General features: G+C 63.0%; 19 protein-coding genes. 5 read left to right on the top strand and 14 right to left on the bottom strand.

What is annotated here, in order from left to right; all coding sequences use genetic code 11:
• Nucleotides 1-36 precede the first annotated feature (36 nt).
• The 6 genes from accD to ABTW55_RS16770 all read right to left on the bottom strand — a co-directional run bounded on the left by accD (nt 37) and on the right by ABTW55_RS16770 (nt 5809).
• Nucleotides 37-945, bottom strand: coding sequence for an acetyl-CoA carboxylase, carboxyltransferase subunit beta (gene accD, locus ABTW55_RS16795; RefSeq protein WP_025303691.1), 909 nt, complete (start codon nt 943-945; stop codon nt 37-39).
• Between the two features lie 232 nt (nt 946-1177).
• Nucleotides 1178-1840, bottom strand: coding sequence for a DedA family protein (locus ABTW55_RS16790; protein ID WP_019453745.1), 663 nt, complete (start codon nt 1838-1840; stop codon nt 1178-1180).
• Nucleotides 1841-1918: 78 nt separating this feature from the next.
• Nucleotides 1919-2740 (bottom strand): tRNA pseudouridine(38-40) synthase TruA, encoded by an 822-nt coding sequence (gene truA / locus ABTW55_RS16785; RefSeq protein WP_033635351.1) that lies wholly within the window; start codon nt 2738-2740, stop codon nt 1919-1921.
• Complete coding sequence (locus tag ABTW55_RS16780; protein ID WP_033635352.1) at nt 2740-3750, bottom strand: aspartate-semialdehyde dehydrogenase; 1011 nt, start codon at nt 3748-3750, stop codon at nt 2740-2742. Before ABTW55_RS16780 ends, truA begins: the two co-directional genes overlap by 1 nt.
• A gap of 110 nt (nt 3751-3860) precedes the next feature.
• Nucleotides 3861-4982 carry a 4-phosphoerythronate dehydrogenase PdxB gene (gene pdxB, locus ABTW55_RS16775; RefSeq protein WP_043147765.1) on the bottom strand — a complete coding sequence of 374 codons (1122 nt, stop codon included), beginning with the start codon at nt 4980-4982 and terminating at the stop codon, nt 3861-3863.
• A gap of 53 nt (nt 4983-5035) precedes the next feature.
• A complete protein-coding gene (locus ABTW55_RS16770) occupies nt 5036-5809 on the bottom strand; it encodes a helix-turn-helix domain-containing protein (protein WP_033635354.1) in 774 nt (257 codons plus the stop codon).
• A 117-nt stretch (nt 5810-5926) separates the two neighbouring features.
• Between ABTW55_RS16770 and ABTW55_RS16765 the strand changes: the two genes are divergently transcribed.
• Entirely contained in the window at nt 5927-6847 is a 921-nt protein-coding gene (locus tag ABTW55_RS16765) for a DMT family transporter (RefSeq protein ID WP_060421958.1), read from the top strand.
• Here ABTW55_RS16765 and ABTW55_RS16760 read toward each other — a convergent pair.
• From ABTW55_RS16760 to ABTW55_RS16750, 3 genes are all read right to left on the bottom strand, one after another.
• Complete coding sequence (locus ABTW55_RS16760) at nt 6844-8262, bottom strand: sensor histidine kinase (RefSeq protein ID WP_033635356.1); 1419 nt, start codon at nt 8260-8262, stop codon at nt 6844-6846. The two genes, ABTW55_RS16765 and ABTW55_RS16760, sit on opposite strands and share 4 nt — an antisense overlap.
• A complete protein-coding gene (tctD, locus tag ABTW55_RS16755) occupies nt 8249-8923 on the bottom strand; it encodes a transcriptional regulator TctD (RefSeq protein WP_033648064.1) in 675 nt (224 codons plus the stop codon). The genes ABTW55_RS16760 and tctD overlap by 14 nt, the downstream gene beginning before the upstream one ends.
• A gap of 167 nt (nt 8924-9090) precedes the next feature.
• Nucleotides 9091-9420, bottom strand: a complete 330-nt coding sequence (locus ABTW55_RS16750) for a hypothetical protein (RefSeq protein WP_049195968.1) — start codon at nt 9418-9420, stop codon at nt 9091-9093.
• 276 nt (nt 9421-9696) lie between these two features.
• Here ABTW55_RS16750 and ABTW55_RS16745 point away from each other — a divergent pair, with 276 nt between their 5' ends.
• The 3 genes from ABTW55_RS16745 to ABTW55_RS16735 are packed head-to-tail and all read left to right on the top strand — an operon-like array spanning nt 9697 to nt 12653.
• A complete protein-coding gene (locus tag ABTW55_RS16745) occupies nt 9697-10677 on the top strand; it encodes a tripartite tricarboxylate transporter substrate binding protein (protein WP_033635359.1) in 981 nt (326 codons plus the stop codon).
• A 15-nt stretch (nt 10678-10692) separates the two neighbouring features.
• Nucleotides 10693-11124 (top strand): tripartite tricarboxylate transporter TctB family protein, encoded by a 432-nt coding sequence (locus ABTW55_RS16740; RefSeq protein ID WP_033635360.1) that lies wholly within the window; start codon nt 10693-10695, stop codon nt 11122-11124.
• A gap of 11 nt (nt 11125-11135) precedes the next feature.
• On the top strand, nt 11136-12653 hold the full coding sequence (locus ABTW55_RS16735) for a tripartite tricarboxylate transporter permease (RefSeq protein ID WP_033648067.1): 1518 nt from the start codon (nt 11136-11138) through the stop codon (nt 12651-12653).
• Nucleotides 12654-12687: 34 nt separating this feature from the next.
• Here ABTW55_RS16735 and ABTW55_RS16730 read toward each other — a convergent pair whose 3' ends face one another.
• Nucleotides 12688-13317 (bottom strand): CatB-related O-acetyltransferase, encoded by a 630-nt coding sequence (locus ABTW55_RS16730; RefSeq protein ID WP_060421961.1) that lies wholly within the window; start codon nt 13315-13317, stop codon nt 12688-12690.
• Between the two features lie 156 nt (nt 13318-13473).
• Nucleotides 13474-14469 carry a DMT family transporter gene (locus tag ABTW55_RS16725; RefSeq protein WP_041036084.1) on the bottom strand — a complete coding sequence of 332 codons (996 nt, stop codon included), beginning with the start codon at nt 14467-14469 and terminating at the stop codon, nt 13474-13476.
• A gap of 172 nt (nt 14470-14641) precedes the next feature.
• Here ABTW55_RS16725 and ABTW55_RS16720 point away from each other — a divergent pair, with 172 nt between their 5' ends.
• Complete coding sequence (locus tag ABTW55_RS16720; protein WP_060421963.1) at nt 14642-16108, top strand: PLP-dependent aminotransferase family protein; 1467 nt, start codon at nt 14642-14644, stop codon at nt 16106-16108.
• Here the strand turns inward: ABTW55_RS16720 and ABTW55_RS16715 are convergent.
• The 3 genes from ABTW55_RS16715 to ABTW55_RS16705 are packed head-to-tail and all read right to left on the bottom strand — an operon-like array spanning nt 16105 to nt 19347.
• Entirely contained in the window at nt 16105-16605 is a 501-nt protein-coding gene (locus ABTW55_RS16715; protein WP_033648071.1) for a protein disulfide oxidoreductase, read from the bottom strand. The genes ABTW55_RS16720 and ABTW55_RS16715 overlap by 4 nt on opposite strands.
• Entirely contained in the window at nt 16598-17314 is a 717-nt protein-coding gene (locus tag ABTW55_RS16710) for a DsbA family protein (RefSeq protein WP_041036088.1), read from the bottom strand. Before ABTW55_RS16710 ends, ABTW55_RS16715 begins: the two co-directional genes overlap by 8 nt.
• Nucleotides 17311-19347: a protein-disulfide reductase DsbD gene (locus ABTW55_RS16705; protein ID WP_060421967.1), complete on the bottom strand. Its 2037-nt coding sequence runs from the start codon at nt 19345-19347 to the stop codon at nt 17311-17313. The genes ABTW55_RS16710 and ABTW55_RS16705 overlap by 4 nt, the downstream gene beginning before the upstream one ends.
• Between the last annotated feature and the right edge of the window lie 7 nt (nt 19348-19354).

Below are 19354 nucleotides of genomic sequence, written 5' to 3'. Positions count from 1 at the left end.
AGTGGCGGCTGAACCCGGGCGGGATCTGTCTTTGCCTCAGGCGTCGGCCTGCGGCTCCGGCTCAATGACCGGCGCGGCCTCATCGAAATGCGGCTGCGGCTGGTTGGTCAGCTTGGACAGAATGCTCGCCAACGTTTGGCGCATTTCCGGACGGCGAACGATCATGTCGATCGCGCCTTTTTCGATCAGGAACTCGCTGCGCTGGAAGCCCGGTGGCAGTTTCTCGCGCACGGTCTGCTCGATGACGCGCGGGCCGGCAAAGCCGATCAGCGCTTTCGGCTCGGCGATGTTGATGTCGCCCAGCATCGCCAGGCTGGCGGAAACGCCGCCCATGGTCGGGTCGGTCAGCACGGAGATGTACGGCAAGCCGCGCTCCTGCATCTTGGCCAACGCCGCGCTGGTTTTCGCCATCTGCATCAGCGACATCAGCGCTTCCTGCATGCGCGCGCCGCCGCTGGCGGAGAAGCACACCAGCGGACAGTTGTCCTCCAGCGCCTGCTCAACCGCACGCACGAAACGCGCGCCGACCACGGAAGACATCGAGCCGCCGATGAAGGCGAATTCGAAGGAGGCCGCGACGATCGGCATGCCGTACAGCGTGCCCTTCATCACCACCAGCGCGTCTTTCTCGCCGGTCGCTTTCTGTGCGGCGACCAGACGATCTTTATAGCGCTTGGAATCCTTGAATTTCAGAACGTCCTTCGGCTCCAGATCGCTGCCCAGCTCCACTTCGCTGCCTTCGTCCAGCAGGGTATGCAGACGCGCGCGCGCGCCCATGCGCATGTGGTGGTCGCACTTCGGACACACTTCCAGATTACGCTCCAGCTCGGCGCGGTAGAGGACCTGGCCGCAGCTGTCGCATTTGGTCCAGACCCCTTCAGGAATGCTCGCCTTACGGGTTTGTGTGATATTGCTCTTGTTAAGAATTCGTTCAATCCAGCTCATCGATGACCTTTCTGTTTGAACCTGGCACACGCCAGTCCGCTGTTCATGCTTTAACAATCCCCCTGAAAACACCCCAATGAAAAAATGCCCGTTCGCGGCGCGGCAAGCGCGGCGACTGAGGCATCGGCTTCAGGGTTGTTCGCAGGAACAGACCATAATGTCGCTCATTAAACCATATCGGCCCGACGCTGTGGACAAAAAACTGGTCGAACCGACAGGTTAAGCGATGTTTTTACTGTTTTTGCTGGCGGGCGGCCGCGCGCTTGTGGCGCCAAATTTCAATCACGCCCGGCAGAATCGAAACAATGATGATCCCGACGATCAACAGTTTCAGGTTCTCCTGCACCACCGGCAGATCGCCGAACAGGTAGCCAGCATAAGTGAAGAGCAGCACCCAAACCAGTGCGCCAATCACGTTGTAGGCGGCGAAGTGGCGATAGGACATATGCCCCATACCGGCGACGAACGGCGCAAAAGTACGCACGATCGGCACAAATCGCGCCAGAATAATCGTTTTTCCACCGTGCTTCTCATAGAACTGGTGCGTCTTGTCCAGGTAGCTGCGGCGGAAAATTTTCGAATTCGGGTTGCTGAACAGCTTCTCGCCGAACAACCGCCCGATAGTGTAGTTCACCGCATCGCCGAGGATCGCCGCCACCACCATCAACGCCACCATGGTGTGCACGTTCAGATCGTTGGTCGGCAACGCCGCCAGCGCGCCGGCGACAAACAGCAAAGAATCCCCCGGCAGGAACGGCGTCACCACCAGACCGGTTTCGCAAAACAGGATCAGGAACAGAATAGCGTAGACCCACATGCCGTATTGTGCGACCAGTTCGGCCAGGTGCACATCAATATGCAGAATGAAATCAATAATAAACTTGATGATGTCCATAAATTCTCTCATTGATACCGGGTGTTTCAATCACCCGGCAGAAGCACAAGGGAGCGACGCGTTCAGGCGTGCCGGCGTTTAATCGTCGGGCAAAAACAGCGGCCCCATCGGCGGCCGCGGTAGACCAAAGTGGTCGGGATAATCCACGGCAACCAGATACAGCCCCTCGGCTCGCGCCGTCGCCGCCGCCAGATTGCGATCCTTCAGCGCCAGCAGCTCGGCCATCCAGTTCTCATCCTGATTGCCGCAGCCGATCTCCATCAGGCTGCCGACGATGTTGCGAACCATGTGATGCACAAAGGCATTCGCCTTGATATCTACCACAATATATTCGCCGTAGCGCGTAACCTTAACGTGTTTTACGCAGCGCCACGGGGTGCGCGACTGGCACTGCACCGCGCGAAACGAAGTGAAGTCGTTTTCGCCCAGCAGCGCCTGCGCCGCCCGATGCATGCGATCGGCGTCCAGCGGGTGATAAAAGTGCGTCACCCCCTGTTGCAGCACCGCCGGCCGGTAGCGATGGTTGAAAATAATATAGCGGTAGCGGCGCGCGGTGGCGCTGAAGCGCGCATGGAAATCGTCGGCGACAGGGCTCACCCAGCGCACCGCGATGTCCGGCGGCAGATGGGTGTTCACCCCCATCGTCCAGGCGGCGTCCTTGCGGCGCGCGGTGGTTTCGAAATGCACCACCTGCCCGGTGGCGTGCACTCCGGCGTCGGTGCGCCCGGCGCACAGCACGCTAATCGGCGCATCCGCCACCTTGCTCAACGCCTGCTCCAGGCGTTGCTGCACGCTGGCCACTTCTTGCTGCCGCTGCCAGCCGTAGTACCGGCTGCCGTCATATTCGATGCCCAGCGCAATTTTCAGCGTCGGCTGAGCGGGCGAGACCACCTCAGACATCAGTACATCTGCTCCTGCACCAGACGCTCGGCGGTTTCGACAGCCATCAACGCGCCGCCGAAGCGCACGTTGTCCGCCACCGTCCAGAACTGCAGCAGCTCGGGGATGCCGTAATCGTTACGCAGACAACCGATGCTGAGCGCATCGCTGCCGGAGGCGTCGGTGACCTGAGTCGGGTAATCGTCCTCTTCGCTCAGCTGAATGTCCTCGACCTCTTCCAGCTCGCTGCGCGCCTCTTCGGCGGACAGAGGGCGCAGCGCTTCCAGGTGCACCACCTGCGCGTGGCCGTAAAACACCGGCGACTGAACGCAGCTCACCGAAATCGGCAGCCCTTCATCCTGCAGCACCTTGCGCACCTGATCGACGATCAGGCGTTCTTCGCGCACGCTGCCCTGCTCGTCGGCAATCAGCGGCAACAGGTTGAACGCCAGCTGCTTGCCGAAAACGCCTTCCTCCGCCGGGATGCCGTTCAGCAGGCGCGCGCTCTGGCCGGCCAAGTCGTCCACCGCCGCCTTGCCGCGCGACGATACCGACATCAGCGTGGTGACGTGCAAACGCGACAGCCCCGCCTGTTCGGTCAGCGGCTTGATCGCCGTCAGCAGCTGGCTGACCATGCTGTCGGCCACCGCCACAATGTTGCGGTTGCGGTAATCCGCCAGCACCTGCGGGTTGACGCCCGGCACCACCAGCGGCACATCCGGCTCCATGGCGAACAGGCCGCTGGTGTCGATCACCAGGCAGCCCATGTTGCCGGCTTCTTCGGCATAGCGCGCGGAAGCGTCGCTGCCGGCGACGAAGAAGGCCAACTGCGCCTGCGACCAGTCGAACTCTTCGGCGTTTTGCACCAAAAGAGACTTGCCGTTGAAGCGCACATTGGCGCCCGCGCTGCGTTCGCTTGCCAGAGGATAGAGCTCACCCACCGGGAACTGGCGATCCTGCAACAATTCCAGCAACGCTTCACCTACCGCGCCAGTGGCGCCGAGCAGCGCGATATTCCAGCCGTCAGACATCGGGTTTTCTCCAGAGTATTTCATTCATAAAAGCAGACGGGCAGTGCAGCCACCGCCCGATAATCTTTGCCGCTCACTGTAGCGGCGTTGGCTTAAGACAACCTTACGCGCTATGCCACGCTGAAGCCCAGCTTGCCGAGCAGCTCGGCGCTGGCGCTGTCATCGCATTGCACGGCCAGCGAAGACCACTCGCGGCGCTCCTGGTAGTGCTTGCGCAGGCGATCGAATTCGCCCGGTTGCCCGGCGACTTTGCGCAGCGGCGCATCATCGCGGCGCACATCATACACCAAGTGCATCAATCGTTTTAACCGCGCTTCATCCAGCGGCCCGTTGAGTCGGATCTGGCTGAACTCCGGCACCGGCAGCAGCGAGGCCAGCGCCACCTGCTGCGGCTGCCCCAAATGGCGGCTGAACGCCTCGAACACTTGGGTGGTGCCGCGCGCCTTGCCTTCCAGCGTATACCCGGCGATGTGCGCGGTGCCGATATCCACCCGCGCCAGCAGCGGCAAGGAGAGATCCGGCTCCGGTTCCCACACGTCCAACACCGTGCTCAGCTTTTTGCCTTTTTCCAGCGCCTGCAGCAGCGCGGCGTTGTCCACCACCGGCCCGCGGCAGGCGTTGATCAGAATGCGGTTGTCAGGCAGCGCCGCCAACAGCTCGGCGTCCGCCAGATGCAGCGAATGGTATGGGCCGGATTTATTCAGCGGCGTATGGAAGGTCAGCACGTCGGCCTCGGCCACCAGCTTCTCCAGCGGCCAGAATTCCCCGGCGTCGCCGCGATCGGCGCGCGGCGGATCGCACAGCAGCGTGCGCACACCCAGCGCTTTGAGGCGCGCGTCCAGGCGGGAACCGACGTTGCCCACGCCGACGATGCCGACGGTTTTATCCCGCAGATGGAAGCCATCGCGTTCGGCCAGCAGCATCAAGGCAGAGAACACATACTCGACCACCGCAATGGCGTTGCAGCCCGGCGCGGCGGAAAAACCGATGCCCTGCCGTTGCAGCCAGGCGTCATCGACGTGATCGGTGCCGGCGGTGGCGGTACCGACAAAGCCGATGCGGCTGCCGGCCAGCAAGGCTTCATTGACCTTGGTGACCGAACGCACCATCAGCGCATCGGCATCCGCCAGCGCCTCGCGCGGGATCGGGCGGCCCGGCACCGCCTGCACGTCGCCCAGGCGGCTGAACAGCTCGGCCGCGTACGGCATATTTTCATCAACCAGAATTTTCACTGCGTTCTCCGACGGTTTACGGCTATTTGTCTGCGAAATAGTGTGCCACTGAATCATGCACGGCGAAAGCGCTCAGGGGTGGTGCCGGCGATCTGCTGGAACATGACGATAAAGGCCGACGCGGAGCTGTAGCCGACGTCCAGCGCCACGTCCTGCACCGTCTTGCCCTGCTCGAGCAGCGACACGGCGTGCAGGAAACGCAGACGCTGGCGCCATTCGCTGAACGACATGCCCAGATCCTGCTGGCAGCGGCGCGACAGCGTACGCTCGGTGGTGTAGACCCGAGCCGCCCACGCCGCCAGCGAGGTGTTGTCCGCCGGGCAATGTTCCAACGCTTCCAGCACCGGCGCCAAAAACTTGTCGTCCGACGACGGCAGATAGGTTTGCTGGCGCGGCGACAGACGCAGCTGGTCGATCAGCACCTGGCACAGGCGCAAATCCTCCTCCGCCTGCGGAATGTACTGTTTGCGCGCATAGAAATCCTCGGCGATGGCGCGGAAGATTGGCGTCACGCTCACCAGGCAGGGATCGGCAGGCATGCCGGCGCACAGCGCCGGCGTGATGTCCACCATGCGGCACTGCGCCAGCCGTTGGTTGTAACAGGAGTGTTCGATGCCGGCCGGCGCCCACAGCACGAACTCCGGCGGCGCCAGAAAGCGCTGCCCGCCGATGCGCAGCACCATCACCCCGGCTTTAACCCACATCAACTGGCCCCAGGTGTGGCTGTGCGGCTGGAATTCGGTGCGCGCATTGAACTCCTCGCAGCGGAACTGCACCGGGTTGGGTGCCGGGATCAGCGACTCGGGGAAATGGCGGATTTCTGGCATGGTTTCGTCCCGTGATTTGTCTTGTTTACGCCAATTTTTGTCTGGATATCGCTATATATGATAAACCGGACACGCGTAGACTAGCCAGCATGTTGGACGTTATTGAGAATAATTATCATGAATATGATCTTCCCGCTGTTGGCCGTGCTGATTTGGTCGATTAACGCCGTCGTCAGCAAACTCTCCGCCACCGCCATCGATCCGGCGGCCATTTCGCTCTACCGTTGGCTGCTGGCGCTGATTGCCCTGACGCCGTTCGTGCTGCCGGGCGTGCTGCGCAACTGGGCGCAGGTGCGCGCCAACTGGTGGAAGCTGATGATCCTCGGCCTGCTGGGCATGGTGCTGTATCAAAGCCTGGCCTATTACGCGGCGCACAGCGTCAGCGCGCTGTTTATGGGCATCATCGTGTCGCTGATCCCGCTGCTGACCATCCTGATCAGCATCGTGCTGCTGCGCATTGCCCCGACCGTCGGCGTACTGCTCGGCAGCATACTCTCCTTCGGCGGTTTGATCTGGCTGGTCAGCGGCGGCCAGCCCGGCGTGCTGCTGCAGCACGGTATCGGCAAGGGGGAATTGATGATGCTGCTCGCCACCGCCTCTTACGCGCTGTATGGCGTGTTGACCAAACGCTGGGCCATCGCGCTGCCGAACTGGCAATCGCTGTACGTGCAGATCCTATTCGGCGTGCTGCTGCTGCTGCCTAATTTCCTGATGGCGCAGGATGTCGGCTTGAATGGCCATAACCTGCCGCTGGTGCTGTTCGCCGGCATTCCGGCTTCGATCATCGCCCCGTTCCTGTGGATCCAGGGCGTGATGCGCCTGGGCGCCAACACCGCCTCGATCTTCATGAACCTGGCGCCGGTGTTTACCGCCGCTATCGCCGTGCTGTTCCTGCATGAGCAGCTGCACGGTTACCACCTGATCGGCGGTGGCATCACCCTGCTGGGCGTGATCCTGTCGCAGCGGCTGCGCACGCCGCTGACGCGTAAAGCCAAAGCCCCGGCGGCCAACGTCGAGTCCTGCAAAGAACAGGCTTAAGGCAGCAGCCTGAAGCGCACCCGCACCAACAGGCCGCCCAGCGCGGCGGAGCTCAGCAGCTCCGGGCGGGTGCCGTGATAGGCGGTGATGTCCTTCACCAGCGCCAGCCCCAGGCCGGCGCCCGGCTGATCGCCCACGTTGTCCAGCCGGTGAAACGGCTGCAGCGCCAGCGCCTTATCCTGCAAGGCGATGCCGGGGCCGCTGTCTTCAATCTCCAGCACGCCTTCCCCCGCCGCCTTATCCTGAGTGAGGCGGGCGGTCACTATCCCCTGACGCGGCGTGTATTTCAGCGCATTGTCCAGCAGATTGGCACACAGTTCGGCCAACAGCAGCGGCTCCCCCGCCACCTGACACGCCGCCTCGCCTTCGAAACCCAGATCGATCTGTTTGCTGCGCGCCTGCGGCAAGCGGGAAAAGCAGGCGTCGCGCAGCACCTGCGCCAGATTGACCGGCTGCAGCTGGCGCTCGGCCTGGTGCTCGCTGGCCTTCAGGCGTGAGAGGTGCAGCAGGCGATCGGTCAGCGCCACGGTATTATCCAGCGTCGCGCTCATCGCCTGCAGGCTTTCACGCCACTGCTGCGGCCGATCGCTGGCCAGCGCCACCCCGACCTGAGTCTTCAACACCGCCAGCGGCGTGCGCAGCTGGTGGGAGGCGTCGGCGCTGAAACGTTCCTGACGCGCCACCATCAGCCGCAGCCGTTCGATGTAACGATTGAACGCCACCAGCAGCGGCTGCATCTCCGACCACGGCAACACCCGCGGCAAGGGCGTCAGCTCGCCCGGATCGCGCCGCAGCATGATGCCGGAGAGTTTACGCATCGGTTTCAACACCCGCTTGAGCAGCGCGAACGCCAGGATCAGGGTCAACACCACCACCGTACCCTGGCTCAACAGCGCCGCGATCATCATCTGCCGCGCCAGGTAACGGCGCGACTCCAGGGTTTCCGCCACCAAAATGGTCGCCATGCCGCTCACCCCCGACTCGTTGACCGGTTGAAACAGCGCCGCCACGCGGATCGGCCGGCCGAGGTATTCCGCATCGTAAAAATGCACCAGCGCCGGGTAGAGCGTGGAGCGCGGGATATGGGGCGGCAAAGGCGGCAAATCGTCATAGCCCGAAATGCTTTTCCCCTGCGGCGAAATCACCTCGTAATACAGCTGATCGTTCATGTTGCGCTCGAAGCTGTCGAGCACCACATAGGGCACATCGACCGCCAGCTTGCCTTCGCGCACCACCAGCCGCTCCGCCACGGTGCGTGCCGACGCCAGCAGCGTGCGATCGTAAGCCAGGGTGGCGGCGCTCATGGCGCTGAAATAGTGGGTGTAGATAGAGATGCCGCCCAACGCCAGCAACGGCAGACCAAAAAACAGCAGCAGTTGATAGAACAGCGAACGCGGCGCGTTAAACCACCGCATTGCACAGCTCCAGGCTGTAGCCCAGGCCGCGCAGCGTGACGATCGCCACGTCGCTGCCCTGCAGCTTTTTCCGCAGGCGGTGTACGTAAAGCTCGATGCTCTCCGGGTTGGCTTCGTCGGACAGTGTAAACACCTGTTCGAACAGCTGTTGCTTGGCCACCGGGCGGCCGCGCCGGTGCATCAGCGCGGTCAGCACCGCCAGTTCGCGCGGCGTCAGCGCCAGCGGCTTGCCCTCCAGCAGAAAATAGCCTTCGTCGTGATAGGTCAACGCGCCGTACTGCAACGCCGGCTGCGGGGCGCCGACGCTGCGGCGCAGCAGCGCCCGGATGCGCGCTTCCAGCTCGTCCAGTTCGAACGGCTTGGTGAGGTAATCGTCCGCCCCCAGATTCAGGCCTTTCACCCGGTCGGCCACGTCGGTGCGTGCCGTCAACAGCAGCACCGGCAGATCCTGCCCGCGCTTGCGCAGGCGCGCCAGCAAATCCAGGCCGTTCATACGCGGCAGCGCCACATCCAGCACCGCGAGCGCATAGCGTTCGTTGAGCAGCAGGTGATCCGCCGCCACGCCGTCCGGGGCGACGTCAACGGCAAAGCCGGCGCCGGTCAGCGCCTTTTGCAACCAGTGAGACAGCTCGGGGTGATCTTCAACCAATAACAGTCGCATGTTCCCATTCCATTGATTTACCTGAACAACCTGGCGCCGACACGGCGCCTGTTAACAGGCCGATAACAGAGAATGGCATGGAAAATAAGGGGATAAAAGAGCGCCGCGCCGCCAGTTTTGGGAGCTGGCACACAATTATGCGTATGGGGCGCGATCGCAGGGCGGTGTCAGATCAGCGGAATGGGGCTATCGGCAACGGCAATGTCCAGCACCGGGCGCAGTTTGTCGGCGGTAAACGGTGAAGATACCAGCACGGAGCGGTTGTTGACGGCAAACACCAGATCGATGCCGGTCACGCAGGCGGTCATCTGGCAAGCATATTTTTCACCGTCGGCGTTGACGAAATGCAGCTCAAAAACGCCAACGTCGGCACGCAGTCGCTTTAAACGGCACTGCCCGGCTTTTCCCGTCATTTCAGCGTAAACCTCAGGCAACCGTTTAATCGCACTTACTTTGGCGCTGTCCCTGCCACCAAACAATTTCCCTAACGAAAACATATCACTGCGTCTCTATTCATTTCACCGATCGTGATTTTATCGCGAAAGCAGAACGGCAAACCTGATATTACGCAGGATTTTGCCCGGTTTTGCGCCCTGTTCTTGCCCGCTTTTCTATGGTAGCGCATCCGTTATTCGCCGGCGACAAGAGACCCTAATCACAGACTGGAAACTTTTCCGGCCACTGAAAGGTAAATGAAAGGTTGTTGTTTTAACAATCCTGCAACCGCACCCGGCGGGATTTCACAATCAGAACAATACCGAGGGCAAGTCACAATGAAAAAAATAATGACCCGTACCTTTACCGCCGCCGCCCTGCTGCTGGCAGCCAATCAGGCCTTTGCCGTGGAAGCGCCCAAACGCACCGAATGCATCGCGCCGGCCAAGCCCGGCGGCGGCTTCGATCTGACCTGCAAGCTGATTCAGGTGTCGCTGCAGGACACCAAGGCCATCGATAAACCGATGCGCGTCACCTATATGCCCGGCGGCGTCGGCGCGGTGGCCTACAACGCCATCGTCGCGCAGCGCCCGGCGGAGTTCGGCACCGTGGTGGCCTTCTCCGGCGGTTCGCTGCTCAATCTGGCCCAGGGCAAGTTCGGCCGCTACAACGTGGACGACGTGAAATGGCTGGCGGCGGTCGGTACCGACTACGGCATGATCGCGGTGCGCGCCGACTCGCCTTACAAAACCCTGAAAGACCTGATGGACGCCTTCCAAAAAGATCCCAACAGCGTGGTATTCGGCGCCGGCGCCTCCATCGGCAGCCAGGACTGGATGAAAACCGCGCTGCTGGCGCGCGAAGTCGGCGTGGATCCGCGCAAGATGCGCTACGTGGCGTTCGAAGGCGGCGGCGAGCCGGTCACCGCGCTGCTCGGCAACCATATCCAGGCGGTCTCCGGTGATCTGAGCGAGATGGTGCCTTACCTGCAGGGCGACAAGATCCGCGTCCTGGCGGTGTATGCCGAGCAACGTTTGCCGGGCCAACTGGCCGACATTCCGACCGCCAAAGAACAGGGATACAGCCTGGTGTGGCCGATTATTCGCGGCTTCTACGTCGGGCCGAAAGTCAGCGATGAAGAGTATCAGTGGTGGATCGACACCTTCCAGAAAATGATGGCGACCGACGAATTCAAGCAGCAGCGCGATCTGCGCGGCCTGTTCGAATTCAACATGACCGGCAAAGAGCTGGACGCCTACGTGAAGAATCAGGTTGCCCAATACCGTGAGCAGGCGAAAGTGTTCGGCCTGGCCAAATAACCGCAGGGGAAAACCATGAGCGATCGTATTTTTGCCGGCTTTTGGCTGCTGCTGTGTATCGGCGGGCTGTTCATCGGCTGGGGCATCCAAAGCGAATACAGCTATGAACCGCTGGGGCCGCGCCCGTTCCCGCTGGCGATCCTCAGCCTGATGGCGCTGTGCTCGGCCCTGCTGTTGCTGCGCCGCCCGCAGGCGGTGGAGTGGCCGCACAACAAGGTGCTGCAGCGGCTGTTGGTGCTGGTGATCACCCTGGTGCTGTATGCCTGGGGCTTTGAATGGCTGGGCTTCCCGCTGGCGACCGCGCTGCTGACGTTCAGCATCGGCCTGCTGTTTCAGGCCAGCCTGCCGGCGGCGGCGATCTCCGGCGTCGTCATGGGCGCAGTGCTGTATTACGCCTTTGACCGCCTTCTTGATGTCACACTGCCGCTCGGCGCCTGGCTGAGCTAACGGGAGCGATGATGGATACCTGGATGTATTTGACCCAAGGGTTCGAAGTGGCGCTGGTGCCGCAGAACCTGATTATCGCCCTGATCGGCTGCTTCGTCGGCACCATCGTCGGCCTGCTGCCGGGCCTCGGGCCGATCAACGGCGTGGCGATCCTGCTGCCGCTGGCGTTTGCCCTCAAGCTGCCGGCCGAATCGGCGCTGATCCTGCTGGCGACGGTGTATATCGGCTGCGAATACGGCGGGCGCATCTCGTCGATTCTGCTCAACGTGCCGGGCGACGCGGCGGCGATCATGACCGCGCTGGACGGCTACCCGATGGCGCAGCAGGGGCGCGCCGGCGTGGCGCTGTCCATCTCGGCGGTCAGCTCGTTCGTTGGCTCGATGATCGCCATCGGCGGCATCATCCTGTTCGCGCCGCTGCTGGCCCGCTGGTCGCTGGCCTTCGGCCCGGCGGAGTATTTCGCCCTGATGGTGTTCGCCATCGCCTGCCTCGGCAGCATGATGAGCCAGAACCCGCTGAAATCGCTGCTGGCGGCGCTGATCGGGCTGGGGCTGGCGACGGTGGGCGTCGACGCCAATACCGGCGTTTACCGCTTTACCTTCGACAGCGTGCACCTCTCTGACGGCGTGCAGTTTATCGTGGTGGTGATCGGCCTGTTCTCGGTCAGCGAAATCCTGCTGATGCTGGAAAGTACCAGCGCCGGACAAAAGCTGGTGCGTAAAACCGGCCGGTTGCTGTTCAACCGCAAAGAGGCGGCGCAGTGCGCAGGCCCTACCCTGCGCTCGTCGGTGATCGGCTTCTTCGTCGGCATTCTGCCGGGCGCCGGCGCCACTATCGCCAGCGCGCTGACCTACATGACCGAGAAGAAAATCAGCGGCAACAGCGACACCTTCGGCAAGGGCGACATCCGCGGCGTAGCGGCGCCGGAAGCGGCCAACAACGCCTCTGCCTGCGGTTCGTTCATTCCGATGCTGACGCTGGGGGTGCCGGGTTCCGGCACCACGGCGGTGATGATGGGCGCGCTGACGCTGTACAACATCACCCCCGGCCCGGCGATGTTCACCGAACAGCCGGATATCGTCTGGGGGCTGATCGCGGCGCTGCTGATCGCCAACGTCATCCTGCTGATCATGAACCTGCCTCTGGTCGGCCTGTTCACCCGCATGCTGACCATCCCGCTGTGGTTCCTGGTGCCGGCGATCGCCGCGGTTTCGGCGGTGGGGGTTTATGCGGTGCACAGCACCACCTTCGACCTGCTGCTGATGGTCGGGTTGGGCGTGTTCGGCTACATCCTGCGGAAAATGCACTTCCCGATGTCGCCGCTGATTCTGGGCTTCGTGCTGGGTGAGATGCTGGAGCAGAATCTGCGTCGCGCGCTGTCGATCAGCAACGGCGAGTTCGGCATCCTGTGGAGCAGCAGCATCGCGCAAACGCTGCTGGTGCTGGCGGTCGCGGTACTGGCGCTGCCGCCGCTGCTGCGCCTGATGCGCAAACGCCGCCAATCGGCGATCGAGGCCAAGGCCGAGTAACGCGAAACGGGCGGGGAATCCCCGCCCGTTGTGTTTAACGGCGTAGCGCCGCCACTCCCCTTTCCAACGCATCGATATCGTCATCGGCAAGCAGCGGTTGAATCACCGCAAAGTCCACCTCGGACAAGTCATAGAGGCGCAAGGCAAGCAACCGCGCGATGACCTCCGGCGCGAACCGCCAACGGATAAACCGCGCGGGGTTACCGCCAACGATGGCATAAGGCTCAACATCGCCGGCCACCACGCTGCCGGCGGCGACGATCGCCCCCTCACCTATCGATACCCCTGGCATCAACATCGCGCGCATGCCGATCCAGCAACCGTCACCCAGCCGGGTATCGCCTTTGGGGCGGTACGCCTGCTTGATGGTTGCCATAAACGGATACAGGCTCAACCAGTCGATGCGATGGGTGTGATTGCCGCCCATCAGGATCACCGCTTCGGCCGCGATGCACACGTAATCGCCGATCAACAGGCGATCTATTTTACCCAGCGGCTGCCATTGCCGGCTGACCGCGTCGCCGTGCAGATAGCGCACTACCGAGCGTTCGAAGCCGTTATCCCAGCAGTCGCTGTAGTAGCTGTGGGTGCCTTTGACGATAATATTCGGGTTGGTCACCGTCTGATGCAGCAGCTCGGTGTTGGACCAGTGTTTTTCGGACATGGCGTATTCTCTCGTTACGGGAATAAAAGCCACGGAACGGAATGTCTGTGGCCGTGTTGTCGTTCATTCAACACGGCCATTCAAGCGATAAGCGCTCGTTTCAATCTCGGGTTATTCATCATTACGGCCTCTCTTGCGAGGCGTAAGGGTAGCCGATCACGCCTCGGCGGTCTTGCTTTTCAACAGCAGCACCCCGCCCATCACCAGCGCGCTGCCCAGCAGCTGCAGCTGATTCATGCTTTCCCCCAGCAGGAAATAGGCGATCACCGCGGTGAACACCAGCTCCAGCGACAGGATCAGGTTGGCCACCGCCAGCGGCAGCGTTTTCAGGCTGATATTGTACAGCCCGAAGCCCAGCAGCGTCGGCCCGGCGGCCAGCGCCAGCAGCAACAGCCAGCCGCTCCACTGAATGCCCTGCGCGCCGTGCGACAGGAACCACAGAGAGCCGGCCATGCCGTGGAACGCCGCCAGCGGGAACGCCGTCAACGCCGCGTTGAACACCAGCTGGTACAGCGCCGAAAAACCGAACACGTACAGGATGGTGTTCCACACCGGATAGCCGCGTTCGCTGGCCACCCGCCCGCCGAGGGTATACAGGGTATAGCCGATGCCCGACAGCATCCCCACCAGCAGCCCCAACAGATCGAAGTGGCTGTTCCCCATGCTGTCGCCGTTGCTGACCAGGAAGCAACCGCCCAGGCTGATGGCGATCACCAGCAATTGGCGCAGCGTCAGGCGTTCGCTGTACATCACCCAGCCGAGGAACACGGTAAAACCCACCGAGCAGTAGGTCAGAATGGTCGCCACCGATGCGCCGTTCAGCGCCACCGACAGCGTCCACAGGCTGTTGAACAGCGCCAGCAGCAGCCCGTAAAGCGCGTAGAATGCCACCTGTTTACGGCGCAGGCGCGCCCACTGCGGTTTCACCAGCAACAGCAGCGGCAACAGCACCAGCGCCACCAGCGCCGCGCGCCAGAACGCCAGCACGAAGGTCGGCAGGTGATAGTACTCGGTCAGCGCGCGGATGATGATGGCGGTAAAGGCCAGCAGCATGGCGCTGATAATGGCGATGACGTAACCCTGGCTGCTGCCCTGAAAGAGGCGCGCGCCGGGCAGCGCCGGCCGGGCGGAAACGCCTGACGGTAATGACATGAGATCCTCGGAAAAATGGCGACATAAATGCTCAGGCGCACAGTGTAACGCGGCCATTTTTTCTCACTATAGCCACTTTGCGGCGTTGTCATGCAGGCCACTTTTCTGCGCTTGAAGCCCTGTTGACATGGGGTATAGTAAAAATCTCTCTCCATAACCGGGCCAATTTCCCATGCATATCCCGTTGGATCGCGAGCAGGACGTTCCGCTCTATTTACAGATCGAAGAAGCGCTGCGGCGCGCCATCCTCACCGGCGTGTTCGTGGATGGCGACAAACTGCCCTCGACGCGCACGCTGGCGGCCGAACTGGCGGTCAGCCGTTTGACGGTGGATAACGCCTACGCCGAACTGGCGGCCAAGGGTTTTTTGCTTCAGCGGCGCGGCAGCGGCGCCTATGTCGCGCACCCGCAGGCGCAAACGCGCCCGGCCCGGCCGACCAGCGATGCCCCTTTCCCGCTGGAGAGCTTCACCACCCTCACCTCGCGGCTGGACGGCTACGCCGACGCCCCGCTGCCGGAGGGGCTGATCAACTTCGCCGCCGGCGTCGGCAGCCCTAAGGTGTTTCCGCTGGAAGCGTTTCGCAAAGTGCTGCTGTCGGTGCTCAGCCGCCACGCGGAAGAAGCCTTCAGCTACGGTGAATACTGCGGCTACTACCCGCTGCGCGATACGCTGAGCCGCATTCTCAGCGCACAGGGCATCCCCACGCAGGCGGAACAGGTGCTGATCACCAACGGCTCGCAGCACGCCATCAGCCTGGTGGTGCAAAGCCTGCTGGCGCCGGGCGATACGGCGATCGTCGAAGAGCCGACCTACGCCGAAGCGCTGGGCCTGCTGCGCCAGCACCGCGTCAATATCGTCACCGTACCGGGCGACCGACACGGCATGCGGGTGGATTTGCTGCCGGAATTGTTAGAACGCCACCGTCCCAAACTGATCTACACCATCCCCAATTTCCACAACCCGACCGGCCGCTGCCTGAGCGAGGCGCGTCGGCGACGCCTGCTGGCGATCGCTCAACAGGCCGGCGTGGTGATCCTGGAAGACGACTTCGTCGGCGATCTGCGTTATCAGGGCAAACAGCTGCCGTCGCTGCGCGCGCTGGCGCAGCCGGGCGCGGTGATCTACGTCAGCACCTTCTCCAAAATGCTGCTGCCCAGCATGCGCATCGGCTATCTGGTGGCGGACAGCGAACACTATCAGCGCTTCGCAAGGCTGAAGCACGTCGACAGCTTCACCAGTTCCAGCCTGATCCAGCGGGCGCTGGACGCTTTCGTCACCGTCGGCCGTTACGACAAGCAGCTGCGGCGCGCCGGGCGCGTCTACCGCCGCCATCTGGAGGTGATGATTGACGCCTTGCAACGGCGGCTGCCGCCGGGGTGCCGCTTTGAAACGCCGCAGGGAGGCTTGTTTATCTGGCTGACGCTGCCGGCGGCGGTGACCACCGCCGAGCTGATGCCGGTCGCCTGGCGATACGGCGTGACCTTCGCGCGCGGCGAATGCTTTTATGCGCAGGAACATTTGGGCGCGCACGGCCTGCGGCTGAATTTCGCCGCCAACTCGCCGCCGCAGATTGAAGAAGGTATCGCCCGGCTATGCCGGGCGATTGAGGAGGTGATAACGGAGAAAAACGCCGGTTAGACGGCGGCCCACCACAGCCGCAGCTTCATCCCCCAGTAGCTGGTCCAGCCGGTGGTGGTCTGCACCACCTTGCCCTGCGAGACCACCACGAAGGTCGGCGTCACGCCAATCTGCCACTGCGCCGAGAGCGTACCGGCCGGATCGTTGACCACCGGCAGCGCCAGCCGTTTGCGCGCCAGCCATTGTTTCACCTGGGCATCGTCGCCCGAGCGCAGCGCGACGGTCAGCACGTTGCCGCCCGCCGCCTGCAAACGGGCGACGTCCGGCGTGGTGAAACGGCAGACGCCGCACCAGCTGGCCCAGAAGTAAACCAGCAGCGGCCGCTCATGGCTGAGCTGCGCCAACGACACACTCTCGCCATCCAGCGTGGTCAGGGTCTGGGCATCGAAGGCCGGCGGCGCCTGCGGCGCGTTCAGCCAATCCATCACCGTCACCACCGCCAGCGCGATCAGCGCCAGCAGCAGCAACTCGCGCCCCCAGCGCTTGAGCTTAGCCATTGTTGGCCTTCGCCAGCTGCTGTTTCACCATCGCTTCCAGCTCTTCATAGGATACCGCCCCCGGCAGCATCCGATCGCCGATCAGCGTCGCCGGCGTCCCCTGCACGCCCAGTTGCTCCGCCAATTCCATGTTGGTGCGCAGCGTGGTCATGCTCTGTTCGCTGGGCGCCACCGCCTTGACGCCGGTTTTCTCTTGCGCGGCGGCGATGCTGGCGTTGTCGTGGAAGCCCTTTTTCGCCATCAGCCGCTGGTGCAGGGCCCAGAATTGATCCGGGTGCTGTTGCCAGGTGGTGAGCGCCACGCGCGCCGAACTGACCGAGCTTTCGCCCTTGAACGGCAGCAGTTTCACCACCAGCGCCACGTCCGGGTATTGCTTGACGATCTTCTCCAGCATCGGATCGAAACGCTTGCAGTACGGGCAGTTATAGTCGGTAAAGGTCACCAGCGTCAGTTTGGGGTTGGCGGCGCCGAGGCGCGGGCTGGCCGGATCCTGATACAGCGTTTTGGCGTTCTGCTTGATAGCCTGGCTGATCTGCTGGCCGGCGGTTTGTTGCTGCCAGGCGTCCACCGCCTGCGCCAGAATGTCCGGGTTAGACACCAGCGTTTCGCGGATCATCTCTTTGATACGCGCCTCTTGTGCCGGAGTGAAAGGCTCGGCGGCCCACACCGGGGTGGCGATGATCATCAGTAAAATCAGTAGCTTTTTCATTGTTCGGTTCCTTTGGCATGGGAAAGGGATTGCAGCACGGCGTCACGGGTCAACAGCGGGGATAACACCTCGCCCTCCGGGCTGCCGGGGCCATAGATTTGGTTGAAAGGCACGGCGACGCTGCCGCGCTTTTGCAGGAAGGCGCTGATGTCGGCCGACGGGCGGCTCCAGTCGCCGCGCAGCGCGACCACGTCGTCGGCGCTCAGCGCGCGCTGCACGTCATCGCGCAACAGCACATTGAATTTGTTGGCTTTACAGGTCACACACCAGTCGGCGGTCACGTCGACGAACACCCGCTTATGCTGGGCCAGCGCTTCGGTAATCGCCTGTTCGCTCAGCGGTTGCCACTGCACCCGATCCTGCAACGGCTGGCGCCACAGGCCGGCGGTCAGCGATCCGGCCAGCAAGGCCACGCCCGCCAGCACCAACGTGCCCGCCGCCAGCTTGGCCGCCAACCGTGCGCCCTGTTGACGCCACACCGCCAGCAGCAACGCCAGCAGCGCCAACGCCCCCAGCCACAGCGTGGCCTGCACGCCGATATGGTTGCTCAACAGGCTCAGCAGCCACAGCGACGACGCCAGCATCAGCAGCCCCATCGCCAGCTTGACGGTATTCATCCAGCGGCCGGGGCGCGGCAAGCGCAGCGCCAGCGACGGCCAGGCGGCGATCAGCAGCCACGGCAGGCTCATGCCGATGCCGAGCGCGATGAACATGCCCCACAGCACCGGCAGCGACGCCGCCAGCGCGAAGGCCACCGCCGTGCCGAGAAACGGCGCCGAGCACGGCGTCGCCAACAGCGTGGCGAACGCGCCCTGCCAGAAATGGCCGCTCAGCCCCTGCCCGTTATGGGTGGCCAGCGACGTGTTTAGATCGGACGAGAGGCGCAGGTGGAACAGGCCAAACAGGTTGGCGCTGAACAGCAGCGTCACCAGCACCATAAAACCGATAAACCACGGATTCTGGAACTGAATGCCCCAGCCGAGCGCATGGTTGCCGAGCCGCAGCAGCGTCATTAACAGGGCCAGCGCCATAAACGAGGCGACGATACCCAGCGACGACGCCAGGAACTGCAAACGCACGCTGCGCCGATCGCGATGCTCCACCTGTAGGATGGAGCCGAGCTTGATGCCCAGCACCGGCAGCACGCACGGCATCAGGTTGAGGATCAACCCGCCCGCCAGCGCCATCAATACCGCCTGCCACAGCGGGAACGCCGCACCGACGGGCGCGGCCAACGGATCGCCAATCGGCAGCGTAATCTGCTGCGCCATGCCGCCGTCGTCGATCACCAGCGTCAGCGTTTTGCCGCGCAGATCCGGCGCCGCATCGCCCCAACCGTCGCTGACCGGCACCCGCGCCAACAGCTGAGCGCCGTCGGTCTCGACTTGAGGTTTACCGAGATCGGCATCCGCCAGCGTATCGAAGAACAGCGCGGGCTGCTGCCAGCCGGCGGCGCGTTCGGCGGCAATCTGCAACTCGCCGTTGCGGTAACCGGCCTTGACGCTCTCCGCTACCCCGGCGACGATCGGCACCTGCCCCATCGCCTGCGCGAAGTCGTGGTTAAACTGCGGATCGTTCGGCGTCGTCAGATCCAGACTGAACGGGTAGTCGGTCAGAATGCAGACGTTGCTGCAGGTGGACAGCGTCAGGGTGCCCGCCAGCGGGCCGGATACCGGGCCTGACATCACGATCGGCAGCGTGACCCGATCGTGATAGCCCTGGGTGGAAATGCCGGCCACTTCGAAACGCTGCGGCGTCGGCCAGTGCCAGGTCGCCGGCGGCGGGTTGCCCTGCCAGACAATAGCCGGCGCGATGCCGCCTTCGCCAGGGGAACGCCAGTAGGTTTTCCAGCCCTTTTGCAGCTCGACCGACAGCAGCAGGCGGGTTTCCCCCGGCTGTGACGTGTCGGCGCGCAGCCGCACCTTGGCATGATCGTTGGCCGGATTTTGCAGCCAGCCGCTGTCCGCCGCCTGCAAGGCAGGTAGCCACAGCATAAACAGGCAAGCGCAGGCCAGCCTGATAATTTTCAACATGTTAATT

The organism is Serratia sp. SM04 (assembly GCF_040280225.1).
GTDB classification, from domain to species: domain Bacteria; phylum Pseudomonadota; class Gammaproteobacteria; order Enterobacterales; family Enterobacteriaceae; genus Serratia; species Serratia sarumanii.
Note: the sequence above shows the minus strand (reverse complement) of the source record. Positions and strands in the feature narration are given on the sequence as shown.